At 61.5% G+C, this 20,319-nt stretch carries 17 protein-coding genes; 5 read left to right on the top strand and 12 right to left on the bottom strand.

The genetic code is table 11. The annotated features are described in order from the left end of the window. Positions 1–18 precede the first annotated feature (18 nt). Together AB4N84_RS05340 and AB4N84_RS05345 are read left to right on the top strand one after the other, a co-directional pair. Entirely contained in the window at positions 19–696 is a 678-nt protein-coding gene (locus tag AB4N84_RS05340; RefSeq protein WP_074755972.1) for a heavy metal response regulator transcription factor, read from the top strand. Further along, the gene (locus AB4N84_RS05345; RefSeq protein WP_460045494.1) at positions 686–2,050 is read left to right on the top strand and encodes a heavy metal sensor histidine kinase; all 1,365 of its coding nucleotides are present in this window, start codon (positions 686–688) and stop codon (positions 2,048–2,050) included. Before AB4N84_RS05340 ends, AB4N84_RS05345 begins: the two co-directional genes overlap by 11 nt. Positions 2,051–2,249: 199 nt before the next feature. Here AB4N84_RS05345 and AB4N84_RS05350 read toward each other — a convergent pair whose 3' ends face one another. The 4 genes from AB4N84_RS05350 to pmbA all read right to left on the bottom strand — a co-directional run bounded on the left by AB4N84_RS05350 (position 2,250) and on the right by pmbA (position 6,006). Further along, positions 2,250–2,588: a zinc ribbon domain-containing protein YjdM gene (locus AB4N84_RS05350; protein ID WP_074756155.1), complete on the bottom strand. Its 339-nt coding sequence runs from the start codon at positions 2,586–2,588 to the stop codon at positions 2,250–2,252. 77 nt (positions 2,589–2,665) lie between these two features. Beyond that, complete coding sequence (locus AB4N84_RS05355; RefSeq protein ID WP_460045495.1) at positions 2,666–3,553, bottom strand: ZIP family metal transporter; 888 nt, start codon at positions 3,551–3,553, stop codon at positions 2,666–2,668. A 26-nt stretch (positions 3,554–3,579) separates the two neighbouring features. Then, entirely contained in the window at positions 3,580–4,191 is a 612-nt protein-coding gene (locus AB4N84_RS05360; RefSeq protein ID WP_460045496.1) for a superoxide dismutase, read from the bottom strand. 468 nt (positions 4,192–4,659) lie between these two features. Then, on the bottom strand, positions 4,660–6,006 hold the full coding sequence (gene pmbA, locus AB4N84_RS05365; RefSeq protein ID WP_074755980.1) for a metalloprotease PmbA: 1,347 nt from the start codon (positions 6,004–6,006) through the stop codon (positions 4,660–4,662). 107 nt (positions 6,007–6,113) lie between these two features. Here pmbA and yjgA point away from each other — a divergent pair, with 107 nt between their 5' ends. Then, the gene (gene yjgA, locus AB4N84_RS05370) at positions 6,114–6,635 is read left to right on the top strand and encodes a ribosome biogenesis factor YjgA (RefSeq protein WP_460045497.1); all 522 of its coding nucleotides are present in this window, start codon (positions 6,114–6,116) and stop codon (positions 6,633–6,635) included. 132 nt (positions 6,636–6,767) lie between these two features. Here yjgA and tldD read toward each other — a convergent pair whose 3' ends face one another. From tldD to mreB, 8 genes are all read right to left on the bottom strand, one after another. Then, a complete protein-coding gene (gene tldD / locus AB4N84_RS05375; protein WP_460045499.1) occupies positions 6,768–8,207 on the bottom strand; it encodes a metalloprotease TldD in 1,440 nt (479 codons plus the stop codon). Between the two features lie 2 nt (positions 8,208–8,209). Next, on the bottom strand, positions 8,210–9,061 hold the full coding sequence (locus AB4N84_RS05380) for a carbon-nitrogen hydrolase family protein (protein ID WP_074755986.1): 852 nt from the start codon (positions 9,059–9,061) through the stop codon (positions 8,210–8,212). Positions 9,062–9,134: 73 nt separating this feature from the next. Further along, on the bottom strand, positions 9,135–12,950 hold the full coding sequence (locus tag AB4N84_RS05385) for a YhdP family protein (protein ID WP_460045500.1): 3,816 nt from the start codon (positions 12,948–12,950) through the stop codon (positions 9,135–9,137). A gap of 199 nt (positions 12,951–13,149) precedes the next feature. Further along, entirely contained in the window at positions 13,150–14,607 is a 1,458-nt protein-coding gene (gene rng, locus AB4N84_RS05390) for a ribonuclease G (RefSeq protein ID WP_074755990.1), read from the bottom strand. Further along, positions 14,604–15,215 (bottom strand): Maf family protein, encoded by a 612-nt coding sequence (locus AB4N84_RS05395; protein WP_460045501.1) that lies wholly within the window; start codon positions 15,213–15,215, stop codon positions 14,604–14,606. Before AB4N84_RS05395 ends, rng begins: the two co-directional genes overlap by 4 nt. A gap of 236 nt (positions 15,216–15,451) precedes the next feature. Next, positions 15,452–15,943 carry a rod shape-determining protein MreD gene (mreD, locus tag AB4N84_RS05400; protein WP_074755995.1) on the bottom strand — a complete coding sequence of 164 codons (492 nt, stop codon included), beginning with the start codon at positions 15,941–15,943 and terminating at the stop codon, positions 15,452–15,454. After that, positions 15,943–17,061, bottom strand: coding sequence for a rod shape-determining protein MreC (gene mreC, locus AB4N84_RS05405; RefSeq protein WP_460046939.1), 1,119 nt, complete (start codon positions 17,059–17,061; stop codon positions 15,943–15,945). Before mreC ends, mreD begins: the two co-directional genes overlap by 1 nt. Before the next feature lie 256 nt (positions 17,062–17,317). Further along, positions 17,318–18,355, bottom strand: coding sequence for a rod shape-determining protein MreB (gene mreB, locus AB4N84_RS05410; protein WP_020292894.1), 1,038 nt, complete (start codon positions 18,353–18,355; stop codon positions 17,318–17,320). Positions 18,356–18,562: 207 nt separating this feature from the next. On the opposite strand from mreB, the gene gatC reads away from it, so the two are divergent. Continuing rightward, on the top strand, positions 18,563–18,850 hold the full coding sequence (gatC, locus tag AB4N84_RS05415; protein ID WP_074755999.1) for an Asp-tRNA(Asn)/Glu-tRNA(Gln) amidotransferase subunit GatC: 288 nt from the start codon (positions 18,563–18,565) through the stop codon (positions 18,848–18,850). Positions 18,851–18,865: 15 nt separating this feature from the next. Continuing rightward, positions 18,866–20,317 carry an Asp-tRNA(Asn)/Glu-tRNA(Gln) amidotransferase subunit GatA gene (gene gatA / locus AB4N84_RS05420; RefSeq protein WP_460045502.1) on the top strand — a complete coding sequence of 484 codons (1,452 nt, stop codon included), beginning with the start codon at positions 18,866–18,868 and terminating at the stop codon, positions 20,315–20,317. The last annotated feature ends 2 nt before the right edge of the window (positions 20,318–20,319 follow it).

The following is a 20,319-nucleotide window of genomic DNA, read 5'->3' on the forward strand; positions in this document are numbered from 1 at the left end:
ATAAGTGAGCGTGGACCGATGCGTGTCCTGATTATCGAAGACGAAGAGAAGACCGCCGACTACCTGCATCGCGGTCTGACCGAACAGGGTTACACCACGGACGTTGCCCGGGAGGGCATCGAAGGGCTGCACATGGCGCTGGAAAGCGAATACGCCGTGATCATTCTCGACGTCATGCTGCCGGGCCTGGATGGCTACGGTGTGCTGCGCGCCTTGCGTGCGCGCAAGCAGACGCCGGTGATCATGCTCACCGCCCGGGAAAACGTCGACGATCGTATTCGTGGGTTGCGTGAAGGGGCCGACGATTATCTGGGAAAACCGTTTTCGTTTCTGGAGCTGGTCGCCCGCTTGCAGGCACTGACCCGCCGCAGCGGCGGCCATGAGCCGGTTCAGATCAGCGTCGCCGACCTGTGGATCGACCTGATCAGCCGCAAGGCCACCCGTTCCGGCGCTCGCCTGGACCTGACGGCCAAGGAGTTTTCGCTGCTCAGCGTACTGGCCCGGCGTCAGGGTGAAATCCTCTCGAAGACCTCGATTGCCGAGATGGTCTGGGACATCAACTTCGACAGCGACGCAAACGTCGTCGAGGTGGCGATCAAACGCCTGCGCGCCAAGCTCGATGGCCCGTTCGAACAGAAGCTGCTGCACACCATTCGTGGCATGGGTTATGTGCTGGAGAGCCGTCGTGTCGAGTAACTCCATCGCCCTGCGCCTGAGCGGCATGTTCGCGCTCGTGGCGCTGTTGGTGTTTCTGCTGATCGGCTGGGCCTTGTACCTGCAAGTGGACAAAGGCCTGGGTCTGTTGCCGGAAGCCGAGGTGGACGCGCGTTACAGCGTGCTTGAATCCGCCGTGCAGCGTTACGGCACGCCCGAGCACTGGGTGAAGATAAACGCCAAGCTCAGGCTGCTCAGCGAAGAGGACAAACGGCTGCGGTTCTGGGTGGTGAGTGATAACCCGACCTATGAATTCGGCAATCCCGATGCCCAGATTCGTGCGTTCGCCAACGGCCCATTGGGCATGCGCGATTTGAACCTGACCGATCACGATTATCCGTTCAAGGTGCTGGTCAGCCAGTTTCCGGCCAAGGACCAACGACCGCCGTTGCGTTTCCTGACCGCCATCGACACCGAGACGTTCTGGCAGACTCAGCACTCGTTGCTGATCGCGTTGATCAGCCTGGCGGCCATCGGGATCGCGCTGGCGTCGGCGCTGGGCTACTGGGTGGCGCGCATCGGCCTCAAACCGTTGTTCGACCTCTCGCTGGAGGCGCAAAAACTGGCGCCGCCGCGGCTGTCCGGGCGTTTGCAGTTGTCGCCGCTGCCGCCTGAACTGGATCAGTTCGTGACGTCGTTCAACTCCACGCTGGAGCGCGTCGAGCAGGCCTATTCCCGTCTGGAGTCGTTCAATGCCGACGTGGCCCATGAGCTGCGCTCGCCGCTGACCAACCTGATCGGCCAAACGCAGGTGGCGCTGACCCGTGGACGTTCCGCCGAGCATTACTTTGAGGTCTTGCAGTCGAACCTGGAAGAACTTGAGCGGCTGCGCTCGATCATCAATGACATGCTGTTTCTGGCCAGCGCCGATCAGGGCAGCAAAGCCACTGAACTGACTCAGTCGTCGCTGGCCGAGGAAGTGGCGACGACGCTGGATTATCTGGATTTCATTCTGGAAGACGCGCAGGTTCAGGTTCAGGTGCGCGGCGATGCGCATGTCCCGTTCGAGAAGGCCCACCTGCGGCGCGCGCTGATCAACCTGCTGCACAACGCGGTACAGCACACCTCGCCGGGGCAGGTCATTCATGTGGACATCAAGGATGAACGCGATCACGTCTGCATCAGCGTGACCAACCCCGGCGCGCAGATTTCAGGCGAGCACTTGCCCAAGCTCTTCGAGCGTTTTTATCGGGTGGATGCGTCGCGCAGCAACAGCGGCGCCAATCATGGCCTGGGGCTGGCCATCGTCAAAGCGATTGCCTTGATGCACGGCGGAACCGTGTTTGCACGCAGTGAACACGGGGAGAATACGTTCGGGATCAATTTGCCGAGTTGATGAGCGGCAAACCAGCGGGCTGACGCGGTTCCTTGTGGGAGCGAATTTATTCGCGAAGGGCCAGTGCAGGCGATACATCTCTTTCGCCTGCAGGATTTTTCGCGAATGAATTCGCTCCCACAGGGGAATGCGGTCACCAGATACACAAGTGGAATGCGATCATCGGATCCACAGGTGCAAAGAGGTCATCGGGCTATCCTCACCCCTTCTTCACAAACTCCGATTTCAGCTTCATCGCGCCGATGCCGTCAATCTTGCAGTCGATGTCGTGGTCGCCATCGACCAGGCGGATGTTCTTGACCTTGGTGCCGACCTTGACCACCAGCGAAGAGCCTTTGACTTTGAGGTCCTTGATCACGGTGACGGTGTCGCCGTCCTGCAGGGTATTACCGACAGCGTCCTTGATGACCTTGACGTCATCGCCTGCGTCGGCGGCGCCATCAGCGGACCACTCGTGGGCGCATTCCGGGCAGACAAGCTGGGCGCCGTCTTCATAGGTGTACTCGGAACTGCATTTTGGGCACGGCGGTAAGCTCACGGCGGATCTCGCATCAGGATGAATAGGCGCAGGATTATAAGGGTTTTTATCGAGAGAGATCACGTTGCGGCTGACAATCACGCCAACGCCGTGTCCATCACCATCATCAGGCAGAAGCCCACCAGCAGCCCGAAGCTGGCGATCTTGTCGTGCCCGTTACGGCGTGATTCAGGGATGATCTCGTGGGTCACGACCAACAGCATCGCCCCGGCAGCCAGAGCCAGGCCCAGCGGTAACAGCAGCGCGGCGATTTCAACCAGCCAGGCGCAGAGCACGGCGAACACCGGCTCGACCAGCCCCGACGCCGCACCGATCAAGAAGGCATTCAGGCGTGACATGCCGGCTGCCGCCAGCACCAGCGCGATCACCAGGCCTTCCGGCACGTCTTGCAACGCGATGCCCATGGCCAGGCTGTCGGCATGGGCCAGACCGCCGCCCGCCGAGACGCCCACCGCCATGCCTTCCGGAATGTTGTGGGCAATGATCGCGATGACGAACAGCCAGATGTTCGACGGGATCGCCGGCTTTTCCGTGACGTTCGACCCAACCGAGCCCTGAGACACCAGCAGATCGACGATACACAGCCCCACAGCGCCCGCGAGCATCCCGACGCTGATGAGCGCGCCCGCGCCCCAGGGTGAAAAACCCAGGCTTTGAGCCGCACCCAGGCCGGGCACGATCAGCGAGAACGCCGTGGCGGCGAGCATGATGCCCGCCCCAAACCCGAGCAGCCCGTCGGACACCGCCACCGGCATCCCGCGGATCACCAACACCGGAACGGCGCCCAGGGCAGTGCCCAAGGCGCACAACGCTCCGCCTTCCAGCGCCCTCAGCATGCGGGGTTCAAGGCTCAACCATGAAAGCCCCTGGGCGATGAGCAGCCCCGTACCGACCAGTAACAGAATCGAACCGATGGCCAGACGGAACAGGCGTGCGCTGCTGAGGGTGAGCAAATCAGAAGGCATAGAGCGTCTACTTCTCGTCAGGGAATTTAAGCCAGCGCGGCTGCGTACCGCTCGGCGACTTCATCCCAGTTCACGACGTTATAGAACGCAGCGATGTATTCCGGGCGACGGTTCTGGTAGCGCAGGTAGTAGGCATGCTCCCAGACGTCCAGACCGAGGATCGGCGTGTTGCCGTTCATCAACGGGCTGTCCTGGTTACCGCTGCTTTCCACGACCAGTTTCTTTTCCGGGGTGACGCTCAGCCAGGCCCAACCACTGCCGAAGCGGGTCAGCGCGGCTTTGGTGAACGCGTCCTTGAAGGCGTCCACACCGCCCAGTTGCTCATCGATGGCCTTGGCCAGCGGCCCGCTTGGCAGACCGCCGCCCTGGGGGCTCATGACGTCCCAGAACAACGAGTGATTGGCGTGACCGCCGCCTTGGTTGATCACGGCCGGGCGCAGTTTTTCAGGCAATTGAGCGACGCTGGCGACCAGTTGCTCGATCGGCCATTCGGCGTACTCGGTGCCATCGACGGCGGCATTGAGGTTGTTGATGTAGGTCTGGTGGTGCTTGGTGTAATGAATCTCCATGGTCTGCGCATCGATGTGCGGCTCAAGGGCATCGTAGGCATAGGGCAAGGCAGGCAAGGTGTAGGGCATATCAATGGACTCCAAAGGACAGGGGCCGGCGCCAGCGGCAAATCAGATACCGCAAGCAGCGCTTTTTCGGGGCGCGGTCGATGATTGGCGAGCTCTGCGGCAAAGGACCAATCAAGCGAATGATATTCATTATTAGATGAGTTTAAGAATCAAAACAACCCCGACATTGGCATGACATCGGTGCAAGAACGCGCATTCAAGGAACGACACTGCTCTCGGTGGGAGCTGCCGGAGGTTACGACGGGGGCGAACGGAGTGTGTCAGATGTACCGCTTCGCCACCGTCGTAACCTCCGGCAGCTCCCACAGGATCAGGGGCGACGGGGGCGAACGCGGGGTGTCAGATGTACCGCTTCGCCGCCGTCGTAACCTCCGGCAGCTCCCACAGGTTTCAGCGGAAATAGCGAGCGCGCGCGCATAAAAAAGGCCTGCGCGAGGCAGGCCTTGGTGATGCTGGGCGAAGGGAGAATCAGCTCCCGGCCACCATCATCTTCTCGATCAACACAGAACCCGTGCGTATGTTGCTGCGCATTTCAAGATCGCTGCCAACGGCGACGATCTGCTTGAACATGTCCTTCATGTTGCCGGCAATGGTCACTTCCTGAACAGGGAACTGGATCTCGCCGTTCTCGACCCAAAAACCCGCCGCGCCACGTGAATAGTCGCCGGTGACCATGTTCAAACCGCTGCCCATCAATTCAGTGACCAAGAGGCCACGCCCCATGCGGCGGATCAGCGCCGCCTGGTCTTCCGTGCCATGGGAGACGAACAGGTTGTGCACGCCGCCCGCGTTCGCGGTGCTTGGCAGGCCCAACTTGCGGCCCGAATAGGTGCTCAGGATGTAGGACACCAGATCACCGTTCTCGACGAATGGCTTGGCGTAGGTGGCCAGGCCGTCACCGTCGAATGCCGAACTGCCCATCGCGCGCATCAGATGCGGACGCTCGTCGATGGTCATCCACTCAGGGAACAGACGCTGACCGATGGCACCTTCCAGGAACGACGACTTGCGGTACAGGTTGCCACCGGAAATCGCGCCCAGAAAACTGCCGAACAGACCGCCCGCCAGCTCGGCCGAAAACAACACCGGCACTTCACAGGTCGGCACCGGGCGCGCGCCCAGGCGGCTAGCGGCGCGCTCGGCGGCTTTCTTGCCGATGAGTTTTGCGTCCATCAGCAGCTCGCCCTGACGATTGACGTCGTACCAGTAGTCGCGCTGCATCTGGCCGTCTTTCTCGGCGATCATTACGCAGCTCAGGCTGTGACGGGTCGAGGCGTAACCGCCAATGAAACCGTGGCTGTTGCCGTATACGCGGCAGCCCTGATGCACATTGAGCGTCGTGCCGTCGGCGTTCTTGATCCGGCTGTCGGCATCGAACGCCGCGGCTTCGCAGATCAACGCGCGCTCGATGGCTTCTTCCGGGCTGATGTTCCAGGGGTGGAACAGGTCGAAATCCGGCTGCTCCTTGGCCATTAAGGCGGCATCGGCCAGCCCCGAACTTTCGTCCTCGGAGGTGTGCTTGGCGATGGCCAACGCGGCAGCCACCGTTTCGCGGATCGCATCGGCCCCACTGGCCGATGTGCTGGCCGAACCCTTGCGATGACCAACGTACAAGGTGATGCCAAAGCCTTGGTCACGGTTGAACTCGACGGTTTCGACTTCGCGCTGGCGAACCGATGTCGACAGTCCCTGCTCCAGCGACACTGCGACCTCACAGGCGGTCGCGCCCTGACGCTTGGCTTCGGCGACGATCTGCTCGACCTGTTGTTGCAGTGCCGGCAAGGCCTGCGGGCCGACGCTTTCTGATGCACTCATGACTTTCTCCATCAAATTCCGGTTTCGGCACTGACCAAGTGCCCACTGGGCCGGACAATTGGCCCCTGACTGGTTATCATGGCGGCGTTTATTTGCGGACGGCCCCCATGGTTGATTCTTACGACGACTCCTTTGACGGAGAGAAAAGCAAAACCCAGATCAAAAAAGAGCTGCACGCTCTGGTGGATCTGGGCGAACGCTTGACGACATTCAAGCCCGATGTGCTGGCCAAGCTGCCGCTGACCGATGAGTTGCGTCGGGCATTGGCCGATGCTCCCAAGCACACCGCGCACATCGCGCGCAAACGCCACATTTCCTTCATTGGCCGGCTGATGCGCGATCAGAACCTGGATGAAATCCTGGTCCTGCTCGATCAACTCGACGCCTCCACGCGCCAATACAACGAGCGCTTTCATAACCTGGAACGCTGGCGCGATCGTCTGGTGACCGGTACTGACGACGTGCTTGAACAGTTCGTCAACGACTACCCGGAAGCCGACCGTCAGCAACTGCGTTCGCTGATCCGTCAGGCCCAGCACGAGGCCAAGCAAAACAAGGCCCCGACCGCGACCCGCAAAATCTTCAAATACATCCGCGAACTGGACGAAACCAAACGCGGACTGCGTTAAACCCGTATCGCCCCTGTAGGAGCGCGCTTGCCCGCGATGGCGGTGTATCAGTCGACATCAAGGCGTCTGGCCTGACGCTATCGTCCGAATGCGGCCCAGAGCAAGCGCGCTCCTACAAGGCATCGTTGCTTCTTACGACCCTGTCCCGCCAACCGTGATCGCATCGATCTTCAGCGTCGGCTGACCCACGCCGACCGGCACCGATTGCCCGTCCTTGCCGCAGGTGCCCACACCGCTGTCCAGCGACAGGTCGTTACCGACCATCGACACCCGGCTCATGCACTCAGGACCGTTACCGATCAAGGTGGCGCCTTTGACGGGTGCGGTGATTTTGCCGTCTTCGATCAAATAGGCTTCGCTGGTGGAGAACACGAACTTGCCGCTGGTGATGTCGACCTGACCGCCGCCGAGGTTGGCGCAGTAAATGCCTTTCTTCACCGACTTGATGATTTCCTCAGGATCGCTCTGACCGCCCAGCATATAGGTGTTGGTCATGCGCGGCATCGGCAGGTGCGCGTAGGACTCGCGACGGCCGTTACCGGTGCGCGCAACGCCCATCAGGCGGGCGTTGAGCTTGTCCTGCATGTAGCCCTTGAGCACGCCGTTCTCGATCAGCGTGGTGCATTCGGTCTGGACGCCCTCGTCATCGACACTCAGCGAGCCACGACGACCGGCCAGTGTGCCGTCGTCAACGATGGTGCAGAGTTTGGAGGCGACCATTTCACCCATGCGACCGCTGTAGGCTGAGCTGCCCTTGCGGTTGAAGTCGCCTTCCAGACCATGACCGACCGCTTCGTGCAGCAACACGCCAGACCAGCCCGAGCCCAGCACGACCGGCAGCGTACCGGCCGGCGCCGGCATCGCTTCCAGATTGACCAGGGCCTGACGCAGCGCTTCACGGGCATAGCCCATGGCGCGGTCTTCAGTGAGGAAATAACGGTAATCGGTACGGCCACCACCACCATGCCCGCCACGCTCGCGACGACCGTTCTGCTCGACGATCACACTGACGTTGAAACGCACCAGCGGACGCACGTCGGCAGCCAGACCGCCATCGGTCGACGCGACCAGGATGCGCTCCCAGACACCGGCCATGCTCACCGTAACCTGCTGGATACGCGGATCAAGGGCACGGGTGGCGACATCGACGCGCTTGAGCAGCTCGACTTTCTCGGCACGGGTCATGACTTCCAGCGGGTTGTCCGGCGCGTACAACTGAGCGACGTCCTGCGTGGTGAACGCCTGAACGCGACCGTTCTGGCCTGCGCGGGAGATCGAGCGCGCGGCACGGGCCGCCTGGCTCAGGGCCTCCGGGGTGATCGCGTTGCTGTAGGCGAAACCGGTTTTCTCACCCGATTGAGCCCGCACGCCGACACCCTGGTCGAGGTTGAAACTGCCTTCCTTGACGATGCCGTCTTCCAGAGCCCAGGACTCGGAAATCTGCCCCTGAAAATACAGGTCGGCAGCGTCGATCCCGGGACCGGCAAGCTCTCCCAGCACCGATTGCAGGCTGTCGATACTCAGGCCGCCTGGCGCCAGTAGGTGTTCGCTGACAGAGGACACGTCGCTCATATTCACTCCGGGGTGTTGGCAGGCCGCAAAGCGTCCTGCGAAAAAAATCGCCGGTGATTCGATACCGGCATGCGCGCCCGTATGGACGCTTGTTCTTGACTGTCTCGCTCGGCCAGCAGCACGGCTTCACCCTGTGCCTGCTCGGCCAGCACGCGGCCCCATGGATCGATGATCGCCGCGTGCCCAAATGTTTCCCTCGGCCCCGGATGAACCCCGCCCTGCGCGGCCGCCAGCATGTAGCACTGGGTCTCGATGGCTCGCGCGCGCAGCAGGATTTCCCAGTGCGCCGCGCCGGTCACGGCGGTAAAGGCCGACGGCGCGGTAATCAATTCGGCACCGGCTTCACGCAGGGCGGTGTACAGCTCGGGGAAGCGCAGGTCGTAACACACGGTCAGGCCCAACCGGCCCACTGGCGTGTCGACGACCACCACGTTATCGCCATGAGCATAGTCGTCCGACTCGCGGTAACGACCGCGGCTGTCCGCCACGTCCACGTCAAACAGGTGCAGCTTGTCGTATCGCGCCACCTGTTGACCCTGATCGTCGACCAACAGCGAACACGCCGTGACTTTGCCTTGCGGCCGACCTTCGGGCGGCAGCGGCACTGTCCCGGCGACAATCCATAACGTGAGGTCGCGCGCGGCAAGTTTCAACCATGGCAGGATAGGACCTTCGCCCAACGCTTCGGCACGACCGAGGGCAGCGACGTCACGACGGCCCATGGCGGCGAAGTTCTCCGGCAGCACGGCCAGCTTCGCACCCGACGCCGCGGCCTGCTCAAGCAGCGCGCGCGCCTGAGCCAGATTGCCCTCGACGTCGCTCTGGCTGACCATCTGAATCACTGCAAAGGACATGGGTGCTCCTTGATCGATAGAACTGCACCATCTTTATTGACCCCGATTGCCCACGAGCGCCAATGGCTTCTGACTATTGCGGCTTTTCAAACGGCTTGTCGAACGTAATCTTAGGCTCTTTCCAAGGACCTTCGACCTTGTACTGGACACTGGCGAATCGGGCGACGCGATCGCCCAGCAGCTTGTCAACCAGGAACAATGCGCCACCAATGGCCGGCGCCCCGACGATCAATGCCGCGATAGGCAGGTTGTTGGTGACCGGCAAGGTCACCAACAACTTGGCGTCGACACGGTCTCGCACCATGTCCAGCGTGCCATTGAGCTCCAGATTGCTCGACGGGCCGATCATGGTGATAGGGTCACGGGTGACATAGACGCCGTCGCTGGCCACCAGCAGGCCTTTCACCCGGTCATAACTCAGGCCCTTGCCCAGCAAGTCCGAAAAGTCGAGGCGCAAACGACGCCCGATGGAGTTGAAGTTAAGCAGACCGAACACTCGCAGCGCCTGTGCGCCACCTTCAACCTCGACGAACTGTCCGTTCTTGAGCGTCGCATCGAGCGTGCCGGAGTAACGCTTGAGCCCTACCCAGGCAGGCGAGCCCGGCCAGCGGCCATCGGCGTTCATTTCGAACTCCTGGCTGGTCACCGTCGGCGCGAAACCCCACGCTTTCAGCACATCGGCCAGGTTCTTGCCCGCCACCTGACCCTTGAACCAACTGCTGGTCGCACCCGGCGTGCCTTCCCAGCCGCCATTGCCCAACAGGTTGATGCCTTTGAGGCCCAGGTTCAGATCACTCAGTTGAATACCGTTTGGCGTCGGCCTGACCTTCAGCGACCAGGCGCCCATCAGTTGATCGCCCTGGAACAGCTGGGTGATCTTGATGTTCATCGCCGGGATGTTACGGGGATCGACATCGGCCAGCGGGTCCGGCGCGTTTTCGACCACTGCAGCATTTGGGTCCGGCGCAGGCAATTTCACGTACAGAAGATTGATGTCGGCAGGCGTCGCCTTGTTATCCGGCAGCGTGGCTGAACCTTTGATCTTCGAACTGTCCAGCGACAGGCCCCAACTGGCGTCACTGCGCTTGAGCTGCACGTCGGCCTGATCGAGTGTGGTGCCCATGGCCGTGAGCTTGCCGATTTGCAGATCGACGCTGTTCAGCAGCTGTTTGGCGCTGCCGCCCGGATCATTGCCGGCATAACGCTCGACCATCGCCTGCCACGGCGCAATGTCCAGTTCGGACAAGGAGCCCCGAACGCGCAGGCCTTTGGCGTCCGGAACAATCGCGCCGCCCTGGCCCAGGAACAACTCACCCCGCCCGTCCGCGAACTTGCCTGCAGGCGCCGCGAACGCGAAGTTGGCAAGGTTGCCGTATCCCACACCGATACGCCGTTCCGCGCCCTGCAGGTTCATCCGGAAATCGGTATCGCGGGTTTCATCGGCGGCCTTGCCGAACGGCGCAGGCAGATCGACCGTTACCCCTTTGAGATTCGAGTTGATCAGCAACTGGCTGTCGGCACCGCTGAGCGTGACTTGCAACTGGTACGGGAGGTCGCCCGACACCGGCAGGGGTTGCGTGACGTTCAGCCAATCGGTCAGGCGCTTGGTCGCGATCTGACTGCTGGCGACGATACGCGTCACCGGGGCGCCGGGTTTTCCCTCGGCAAAGATTTCGGCGTTGAGCGGTTTGTCGAAGGCCGTTGCCTTGATGTTCTTGCCGCTCAGGCCTTTGGCGTAGTCAAAGCGGAAATTGCCCTTGAGCTGCGTCAGATCAAGCACGGGGTCTGCCAGCCTCAAGCGCGCGCTGTCGGTGTTGAAGTCCACGGCAACCTTGGGCTCCTGGCCCTTGACCAGCGGCACATCGAGGTTGATATGTCCCTGCAGCGGGCCCTCCGCCTGCCATCCGGCAAACGTCTGACCGGTGCCGATCGGCGCTTCCTGCAGAATCTTCATGCCGTCCTGAAGGCTACCGTTGAAGTCGCCGTCCACCAGCAGATGGCCAGGCTGGCCGGCCGGGGTGTGGGGAACATCCACAGCAACGTTGCTGACCTGGGTGCCCAGCAACTGGCCTTTACTGGCCCGGATCCGCACACCGCTGTTTTCAACGAACACATTGCCGTCCACGCCCGTGAGCTGCGGCCAGCCCGGCTGGAACGCCAGATTCGCGTTCTTCACATTGAAGAACAGCGTGATGACGCGCGCCACGTCCGGCGCATCGTGGTTGATCGAGCCTTGATACTGGAAGAAGCCTTCTTTGACATTGCCGCTCAATACCGCCGTGCGCAGCCATTGATCGACGCCAGGGTTGAGCATCGCGGGCAGGTACTTGGACGTGTATTTACCGTCGCCATCGACCATGCCCACGCGCAGGTCCATGTAATCTTCCTGGTCGTGGTTGAAGTGCAGACGAATCAGGAAGTCACTGGCGATCTTGCCTTCGTCGCCGAGGACCTTGATGTACGGCGCGATCAGCGTGAAACCCTGATCGTCCAGCGCGTAGGTCAAGCGTGCTTCGGCATGCCGGTACTTCCATTCATCGTTGAAGATCGGCGCCAGATGAAGCATGAAGTCGTCGGTGTTCAGGCGCAGCTCGCCCTGCCCCAGATCCCCACTGATTGCGCCGCTGACGTTTCCGGCGGCGGGTGCACCGTGATAGGCGTCGAAGCCCAGTTTGTCCAGATTTGCCGCAAAGCTGACGCGCTTGGGCCCTTCAGCCTGCGGGCGGTAGTCGAGCAGCAGATTACGCACGCCGCCCGTGAAATTCAGGTGATCGAGCACCACCATCAGCTTGTCCGGAAGCGGCGCGAGTGAATCCAGCAACGGCGTGACCGGGGTCAGGTCCAACCGGTCGGCCTGAACGTGCCACAACTCTTCGTTGTCAGACGTTGCCGCGGTCTGGGTCAGATCAATCCGGCTTTCCCAACGCTTGCCGGCGATGTCCATGGCCAGTGAATTCGCCGTAGCCGCGAATCCCTTGTCATTGCGCTGAAACCACGCATTGAGCGCCAGGTTGTCGATCTTTGAGGTCTTGTGATCGGCGTAGCTGCCCTTGAACTGCGGCGCGTTAAGCCGCGCAACGGCGGTCTGCAGCGTGCCTTTGCCCCACGTCAGCCAGAACTCCCCACCGGCCTTGAGGTTCTTGATCTTCCAGTCACGGGTCAGGCTCTTCGGCAACCATTTCGCCCAGTCGCTCTGCGGCAGGCTCAGGTACGCCTCGGCCTCGCCATCTCGCCATTCGCTGGCGCGTACTTTTGAACGCACGTTAAGGGACAGCGGTTGGCCGTCAGGCAAGGTCACGCGCGCATCCAGACGCTGATGCAGGCTCCCGGTCTTCAGGGTCATGCTGACGTAGGTCAGGGTGAGCGGGGATTGCTCGTAGGGTTGCAGCGTGATCTGACTGTCGAACACCGACAGCTGCGAGATCATCTGCATTTGCTTCAACGCCTGCTGGGGGTCGAACGGCTTGTCGTCCTGGACCGGAAGCCCCTGAAGCGCCCAATGGCCGTCCTTGTCCTCCTTGAGCCCCAATTGCAGCCCGTCGAGTTCAAGCCGGGCGATGCGCACCTGGCGCGCTTTCACACTCGCCCACAGGTCGGGCACTGCACGCACGTGGTCCAGCCGCAGGGAATTGTTGCCTTGGCCGACCGTCACATCCCGGGCCACGAAGATCGGTGAAAATCCGCTCCAGCTGCCTTCCAGGCGTCCGATGCTGACGGGCATCCCGACCGCAGCTTGCGCCTTGCTTTCAACGTCGGCCCGGTATTCGGCCACCATGGGCACCAGTCCACGGCCGAGGCTGACGTACAACGCCACCAGCACCAGAACCAGCGCGCACAGGATCAGGCCCCAACGCGTCAGAGCTGCGAAAAATCGGGTCAGACGCTCCATGTCGCCGAACCTCCGTGCAGAGAGCCTGCACAGGGCATCCGGCTCAATCTTGCAGGTGTGTGTTCGTCCGGAAAAAACTCATTCGCCACGCATCGTTCTCTTTGAAGGGCATCCGTGCCATCGGCCGGTCGGGCTCGGTGTTCTGGTTTCGACAGCGGCACGCGCTTGATGAAGCCCGCGCCACGGCTTTCAAGCACTGTCAGAGCAGCACAACGTCATATTGTTCCTGGGAATACATGGTTTCGACCTGGAACCGAATGGTTCTTCCGATGAACACCTCGAGTTCGGCCACGTTACCCGACTCCTCATCGAGCAATCGATCCACGACTTTCTGGTTAGCCAGCACCCGATAACCCAACGCCTGATAAGCGCGCGCTTCACGCAGAATCTCGCGAAAGATTTCGTAGCAGATCGTCTCGGGGGTTTTCAGCTTGCCACGGCCCTGACAACTGCTGCACGGCTCGCACAACACTTGTTCAAGGCTCTCGCGGGTACGCTTGCGGGTCATCTGCACAAGACCCAGCTCAGTGATGCCGATGATATTGGTCTTGGCATGGTCGCGTTCGAGCTGTTTTTCCAGCGTACGCAGGACCTGCCGCTGGTGCTCGCCGTCTTCCATGTCGATGAAGTCGATGATGATGATCCCGCCGATGTTGCGCAGACGCAGCTGGCGGGCAATCGCGGTGGCCGCTTCCAGGTTGGTTTTGAAGATGGTCTCTTCAAGATTCCGGTGACCGACGAACGCGCCGGTGTTGACGTCGATGGTGGTCATCGCTTCTGCCGGATCGATCACCAGATACCCGCCGGACTTGAGCGGCACCTTGCGCTCCAGCGCCCTCTGAATTTCGTCCTCAACGCCGTAGAGGTCGAAAATCGGCCGCTCGCCCGGGTAGTGTTCCAGACGATCGGCAATTTCCGGCATCAGCTCGGCGACGAACTGCGTGGTTTTCTGGAAGGTTTCACGGGAGTCGATGCGTATTTTTTCGATGCGGGGGCTGACCAGGTCACGCAGGGTTCGCAGCGCCAGACCGAGGTCTTCGTAGATCACGCTCGCCGGACTGATCGTTTTGATCTGTTCGCCGATCTGATCCCAAAGCCTGCGCAGATAACGGATGTCCATCATGATTTCATCCGCCCCGGCGCCCTCGGCTGCCGTACGCAGGATGAAACCGCCCTTTTCCTTGATCCCTTCCTTGGCCACGCAATCGCTGACCACCTGTTTCAGGCGTTCGCGTTCGGTTTCGTCCTCGATCTTCAGGGAAATGCCGACATGCGCCGTGCGCGGCATGTACACCAGATAACGTGACGGAATGGACAGTTGGGTGGTCAGGCGTGCGCCTTTGCTGCCGATCGGGTCTTTGGTGACCTGCACGACCAGGCTCTGGCCTTCATGAACCAGCGAGCTGATGGTTTCAACCGCCGGGCCTTCACGCATGGAGATTTCCGACGCGTGAATGAACGCAGCGCGGTCCAGGCCGATGTCGATGAATGCGGCCTGCATCCCTGGCAGCACACGTACCACCTTGCCCTTGTAGATGTTGCCGACGATCCCGCGACGTTGGGTCCGCTCGACGTGAACCTCTTGCAAAACCCCGTTCTCAACGACGGCCACGCGCGACTCCATCGGCGTGATGTTGATCAGAATCTCTTCACTCATGGCTTGTCACCTTCCAGGCATTGCCAACAGGGTATGCCGAAACGCTGCAGGATTTCTGCGGTTTCGCACAACGGCAAGCCGACGACCGCAGAATAGCTGCCGCTCAGGTGCTCAACGAACACCGCCCCCAGTCCCTGAATGCCGTAGCTGCCCGCCTTGTCGCAAGGCTCGCCGCTGGCCCAGTACGCGTGGGCTTGTTCGGTGGAGATGGAGCGAAAACGCACACGACTGCTGACGACGCGGGTTTCGCAATGCCGTTCATCGACCACGGCGATGGCGGTCAACACCTCATGCTCACGGTTCGACAGCCCTGCGAGCATGGCCAGCGCCTCGGCTTCATCGGCGGGTTTGCCGAGAATGCGGCCATCGAGCACCACGGCGGTATCGGCGCCCAGCACACAGGCGGTGGGATAAGCAGGGTCGTTGGCGAGCTGCAGCAGGCCGGCATCGGCCTTGCCACGGGCCAGACGTTCGACATAAGCGGCAGGCGTTTCGTCCTGGAGCGGGGTTTCGTCGATGTCTGCGCTGCGCGTGGTGAACGGCACGCCGATTTGCGTCAGCAATTCACGACGGCGCGGGGAGCCGGAGGCGAGAAGCAGTTGTGGCATGGGGACGTCTCCGTGTCTTTGACTTTCAGCTTAGGCGTTGCGTGAGAACCGCCGAAGAGCACATCGGCGTTCAGATCGATCCAGTGTTTCACAAGACATCTGCAGACATTGCCCGAGCCATATCCTGTGGGAGCGAATTCATTCGCGAGACGTCGTGTCAGGCGATATCTCTCCATCGACTGTACCGACATCTCGCGAATGAATTCGCTCCCACAGGTCAATCAGCGGTCAGCCAGTCAATTGATCTTCAAACGCAGGCGCAATCCGCGCAGTCCGTAGCTGACCCAAGGCCAGAGCAAGGCGCTGACCAACGCTGGCAAGACCAGCGCAAGGGTCGGCTGGCGGTTGCCGGTCAGCGCGCTGAGCCAGAGCTGGACCAGTTGCGCGAGCCCGAAAATCACCAGAAGCACCAGGCATTGCTGCCACATCGGGAACATACGCAAGCGTTGCTGCAATGACAGAACCAGGAAGGTGATCAGCGTCAGGATCAGCGCGTTCTGCCCCAGCAACGTGCCATACAGCACATCCTCGGCCAGGCCCAGCATCCAGGCGGTGACCATGCCGATCTTGTGTGGCAAAGCCAGCGCCCAAAATGCCAACAGCAACGCCAGCCAGAGCGGGCGAAAGATTTCCATGAATTGCGGGAGCGGCGAGACGCTGAGCAGCAGACCGATTGCAAAGGTCAGCCAGACCACCCAGCCGTTTCGTGCGGGAGCGTGACGAGCCATTATTCTTCCCTCTGGCGCGGCGCCGCTGGCGTGGCAGCCGGCGCGGCCGGTTTAGGTGCGGCGGGCTTCACTGCCGGCTTGGCGGCTGGCTTGCTTGCGGCAGGCTTGGCGGGCGTCGCGGCAGACGCAGGGGCGGCGGCGGGCGTTGTCGCCGCCGGCGTTGGCGATGTGCTGTGACCCGTCGCTGCAGGTTTGGGCACCGTGGCCGGCACGACCGGTTTGTTCGGTGTCGCCGCTGGCGCAGCGCCCGGCACGGTGGCCGAAGGCACGGCGGCAGGGTCGGCGGCCTGACGGTCCAGCGACTCCTGTTGTTGAGCGGCGTCGGCGGCGCGCTCTTCAGGCGAACGACCGTCAGAAAACACCAGCAACAGATAACGGCTGCGGTTCAAGGCGGCCGTCGGCACCGCACGAACGATCGCAAACGGCTGGCCGGAGTCGTGAATCACTTCCTTGACCGTTGCCACGGGATAACCCGCCGGGAAACGCTGCCCCAGACCGGAACTCACCAGCAGGTCGCCTTCCTTGATGTCGGCGGTGTCGGCGACGTGGCGCAACTCCAGACGCTCCGGGTTGCCGGTGCCGCTGGCGATGGCGCGCAGCCCGTTACGGTTCACCTGGACCGGAATGCTGTGGGTGGTGTCGGTCAGCAGCAGGACACGTGAGGTGTACGGCATCAGCTCGACCACCTGGCCCATCAGGCCTCGTGCATCGAGCACTGGCTGGCCCAGCACCACACCGTCGCGCTCACCTTTGTTGATGATGATGCGGTGCGTGAAGGGGTTGGGGTCCATGCCGATCAGCTCGGCGACTTCGACCTTCTCGTTGACCAGCGCCGAGGAGTTCAGCAACTCGCGCAGTCGAACGTTCTGCTCGGTCAGGGCGGCCAGCTTTTGCAGGCGGCCTTGCAGCAGCAGGTTTTCGGTCTTGAGTTTTTCGTTTTCGGCGGCGAGTTCGGTGCGACTGCCAAACTGGCTGGCAACGCCCTGATACAGGCGCTCAGGCAGGTCAGCGATCCAGTAAGACTGCATCAGGACCAGCGACATCTGACTGCGAACAGGCTTGAGCAGCGTGAAGCGCGCGTCCACGACCATGACGGCCACGGACAGGACGACCAGCACCAACAGACGAACGCCCAGCGACGGGCCCTTTGAGAAAAGCGGTTTAATGGGCCGCTCCTTCCAGGGATGCTTGTGTTTGGCTGTGCTTATTCATGCGACATGAAACCGGCCTGGTGCGGATTGATGGAAATACAGGGGCGTCAGATTTGCAGCATCAGGCGTTCAATACAACAGCAGGACGTCAACAAATCAAACACGCACAGGCAGCACCGGGAGATGCTGCCTGTCGAGCTCATCAGGGTAGCGCTCCGGCGACTTATTCGCTGGAGAGCAGGTCCATGGTGTGCTTGTCCATCATTTCCAGCGCACGGCCACCGCCGCGTGCCACGCAGGTCAGCGGGTCTTCGGCAACGATCACCGGCAGACCGGTTTCCTGGGCCAGCAGTTTGTCCAGGTCACGCAGCAAGGCGCCACCACCGGTCAACACCAGACCGCGCTCGGCGATGTCCGATGCCAGCTCTGGCGGAGACTGTTCCAGCGCGCTCTTGACCGCCTGAACGATGGTTGCCAGGGATTCCTGCAACGCTTCCAGCACTTCGTTGGAGTTCAGAGTGAAGGCGCGTGGGACACCTTCGGCCAGGTTACGGCCACGCACGTCGACTTCACGTACTTCGCCGCCCGGGTAGGCCGTACCGATTTCCTGCTTGATGCGCTCAGCGGTGGATTCACCGATGAGGCTGCCGTAGTTGCGACGCACGTAGGTGATGATCGCTTCGTCGAAACGGTCGCCGCCGACGCGCACGGATTCGGCGTAAACCACACCGTTCAGGGAGATCAAGGCGATTTCAGTGGTGCCACCACCGATGTCGACGACCATCGACCCGCGAGCTTCTTCGACCGGCAGACCGGCACCGATGGCCGCTGCCATGGGCTCTTCGATCAGGAACACTTCACGTGCGCCAGCCCCCAGGGCCGATTCGCGAATGGCGCGACGCTCAACCTGAGTGGATTTGCACGGTACGCAGATCAGCACACGAGGGCTCGGCTGCAGGAAGCTGTTTTCATGCACTTTGTTGATGAAATACTGGAGCATCTTTTCGCACACGCTGAAATCGGCGATGACGCCGTCTTTCATCGGACGAATGGCAGCGATGTTGCCCGGGGTACGGCCCAGCATACGCTTGGCTTCCATCCCGACAGCAACGACGCTCTTCTGATTTCCGTGGGTCCGAATGGCCACAACCGATGGCTCGTTCAGGACAATACCGCGCTCACGCACGTAAATAAGGGTGTTGGCAGTGCCCAGGTCGATGGAAAGATCGCTGGAAAACATGCCACGCAGTTTCTTGAACATGGGAAAGGGACCCTAGGGAACGCGTGGGTAAAAAAGTGCGGCAAACTCTAACAACGACAGGGATTTTGGGCAAGGAGCCAATATGCTAAATTGGCTGTTTTTCCGAGCACTACCCTCGACGATCGCGGCCTTGTGACCGTTTAAAGGGCGTAGTGTTCCGCAATCTGACGTACGGTCCATCCCGTACGCATTCCACTGGAGAACCCCATGGCGCTTGATCGCTCCGACGTGGAAAAAATCGCTCATCTGGCCCGACTGGGGCTCAATGACGCCGATATCCCGCGTACTACCGAAGCACTGAACAGCATTCTCGGGCTGGTTGACCAGATGCAGGCGGTCGACACCACCGGTATCGAACCCCTCGCACACCCGCTTGAAGCCTCGCAAAGGCTGCGTGAAGACGTGGTCAGCGAAGCCAATCATCGCGATTCCTATCAAGCCATCGCACCAGCGGTCGAAGACGGCCTTTATCTGGTTCCGAAAGTCATCGACTAAGGGAATGAGCCTGCAATGCATCAAATGACTCTGGCAGAGATCGCTCGCGGACTTGCCGATAAAAAGTTTTCTTCCGAAGAATTGACCCGCACCCTGCTGGCGCGTATCGCCCAGCTGGACCCGCAGCTCAACAGCTTCATTTCCGTCACCGAAGACCTGGCCATCACTCAGGCCCAGGCCGCGGACGCCCGTCGTGCCGCTGGCGAGACCGGTGCCCTGCTGGGCGCCCCGCTGGCGCACAAGGACCTGTTCTGCACCAAGGGCATCCGTACCAGCTGCGCCTCGAAGATGCTCGACAACTTCAAGGCGCCCTACGACGCGACCGTTGTTGCCAAGCTGGCAGCGGCAGGCACCGTAACGTTGGGCAAGACCAACATGGACGAATTCGCCATGGGGTCGGCCAACGAGTCCAGCCACTACGGCGCGGTGAAAAACCCTTGGAACCTGGCTCACGTGCCAGGCGGTTCGTCGGGGGGTTCGGCGGCGGCCGTTGCCGCTCGTCTGTTACCGGCGGCAACCGGCACCGACACTGGCGGTTCGATCCGCCAACCGGCGGCGCTGACCAACCTGACCGGCCTGAAACCGACCTACGGTCGCGTATCGCGCTGGGGCATGATCGCCTACGCGTCGAGCCTCGATCAGGCGGGCCCGATGGCACGCACCGCCGAAGACTGCGCGTTGCTGCTGCAAGGCATGGCCGGTTTCGACATCAATGACTCCACCAGCATCGACGAGCCCGTGCCGGATTACAGCGCCGGACTGAATGCCTCGCTGCAGGGTCTGCGCATCGGTGTGCCGAAGGAATACTTCAGCGCCGGTCTCGACCCGCGCATCGCCGATCTGGTCATGGCCAGCGTCGAAACGCTGAAAAAGCTCGGCGCAGTGGTCAAGGAAGTCAGCCTGCCGAACCTGCAGCACGCGATCCCTGCCTATTACGTGATCGCGCCGGCAGAGGCTTCCTCCAACCTGTCGCGTTTTGACGGCGTGCGCTTCGGCTATCGCTGCGAAGACCCGAAAGACCTGACCGACCTGTACAAGCGTTCGCGCGGCGAAGGCTTCGGGCCTGAAGTGCAGCGCCGGATCATGGTCGGCGCCTACGCGCTGTCGGCCGGTTACTACGACGCCTACTACCTGCAAGCGCAGAAGATTCGCCGTCTGATCAAGAACGACTTCATGAGCGCCTTCGCCGAAGTCGACGTGATCCTGGGCCCTACCACGCCGAACCCGGCCTGGAAGATCGGCGCCAAGAACGCCGACCCGATCGCGGAGTACCTGGAAGACTTCTACACCATCACCGCCAACCTCGCGGGCCTGCCGGGCCTGTCGATGCCGGCCGGTTTTGCCGACGGTCTGCCGGTGGGCGTGCAATTGCTGGCGCCGTACTTCCAGGAAGGTCGCTTGCTGAACGTCGCTCACCAATATCAATTGGTAACCGACTGGCACACTCGCTCGCCTGAAGGCTTCTAAGG

The sequence above is a fragment of the Pseudomonas sp. S2_H01 genome (genome assembly GCF_054668305.1).

Excerpts from the sequence above, each read along its gene's own strand:
- AB4N84_RS05340 (WP_074755972.1), top strand. The coding sequence starts at position 19 with ATGCGTGTCCTGATTATCGAAGACGAAGAGAAGACCGCCGACTACCTG.
- AB4N84_RS05355 (WP_460045495.1), bottom strand. The coding sequence starts at position 3,553 with ATGCCTTCTGATTTGCTCACCCTCAGCAGCGCACGCCTGTTCCGTCTG.
- AB4N84_RS05360 (WP_460045496.1), bottom strand. The coding sequence starts at position 4,191 with ATGCCCTACACCTTGCCTGCCTTGCCCTATGCCTACGATGCCCTTGAG.
- pmbA (WP_074755980.1), bottom strand. The coding sequence starts at position 6,006 with ATGAGTGCATCAGAAAGCGTCGGCCCGCAGGCCTTGCCGGCACTGCAA.
- yjgA (WP_460045497.1), top strand. The coding sequence starts at position 6,114 with ATGGTTGATTCTTACGACGACTCCTTTGACGGAGAGAAAAGCAAAACC.
- tldD (WP_460045499.1), bottom strand. The coding sequence starts at position 8,207 with ATGAGCGACGTGTCCTCTGTCAGCGAACACCTACTGGCGCCAGGCGGC.
- AB4N84_RS05380 (WP_074755986.1), bottom strand. The coding sequence starts at position 9,061 with ATGTCCTTTGCAGTGATTCAGATGGTCAGCCAGAGCGACGTCGAGGGC.
- AB4N84_RS05385 (WP_460045500.1), bottom strand. The coding sequence starts at position 12,950 with ATGGAGCGTCTGACCCGATTTTTCGCAGCTCTGACGCGTTGGGGCCTG.
- rng (WP_074755990.1), bottom strand. The coding sequence starts at position 14,607 with ATGAGTGAAGAGATTCTGATCAACATCACGCCGATGGAGTCGCGCGTG.
- AB4N84_RS05395 (WP_460045501.1), bottom strand. The coding sequence starts at position 15,215 with ATGCCACAACTGCTTCTCGCCTCCGGCTCCCCGCGCCGTCGTGAATTG.
- mreD (WP_074755995.1), bottom strand. The coding sequence starts at position 15,943 with ATGGCTCGTCACGCTCCCGCACGAAACGGCTGGGTGGTCTGGCTGACC.
- mreB (WP_020292894.1), bottom strand. The coding sequence starts at position 18,355 with ATGTTCAAGAAACTGCGTGGCATGTTTTCCAGCGATCTTTCCATCGAC.
- gatC (WP_074755999.1), top strand. The coding sequence starts at position 18,563 with ATGGCGCTTGATCGCTCCGACGTGGAAAAAATCGCTCATCTGGCCCGA.
- gatA (WP_460045502.1), top strand. The coding sequence starts at position 18,866 with ATGCATCAAATGACTCTGGCAGAGATCGCTCGCGGACTTGCCGATAAA.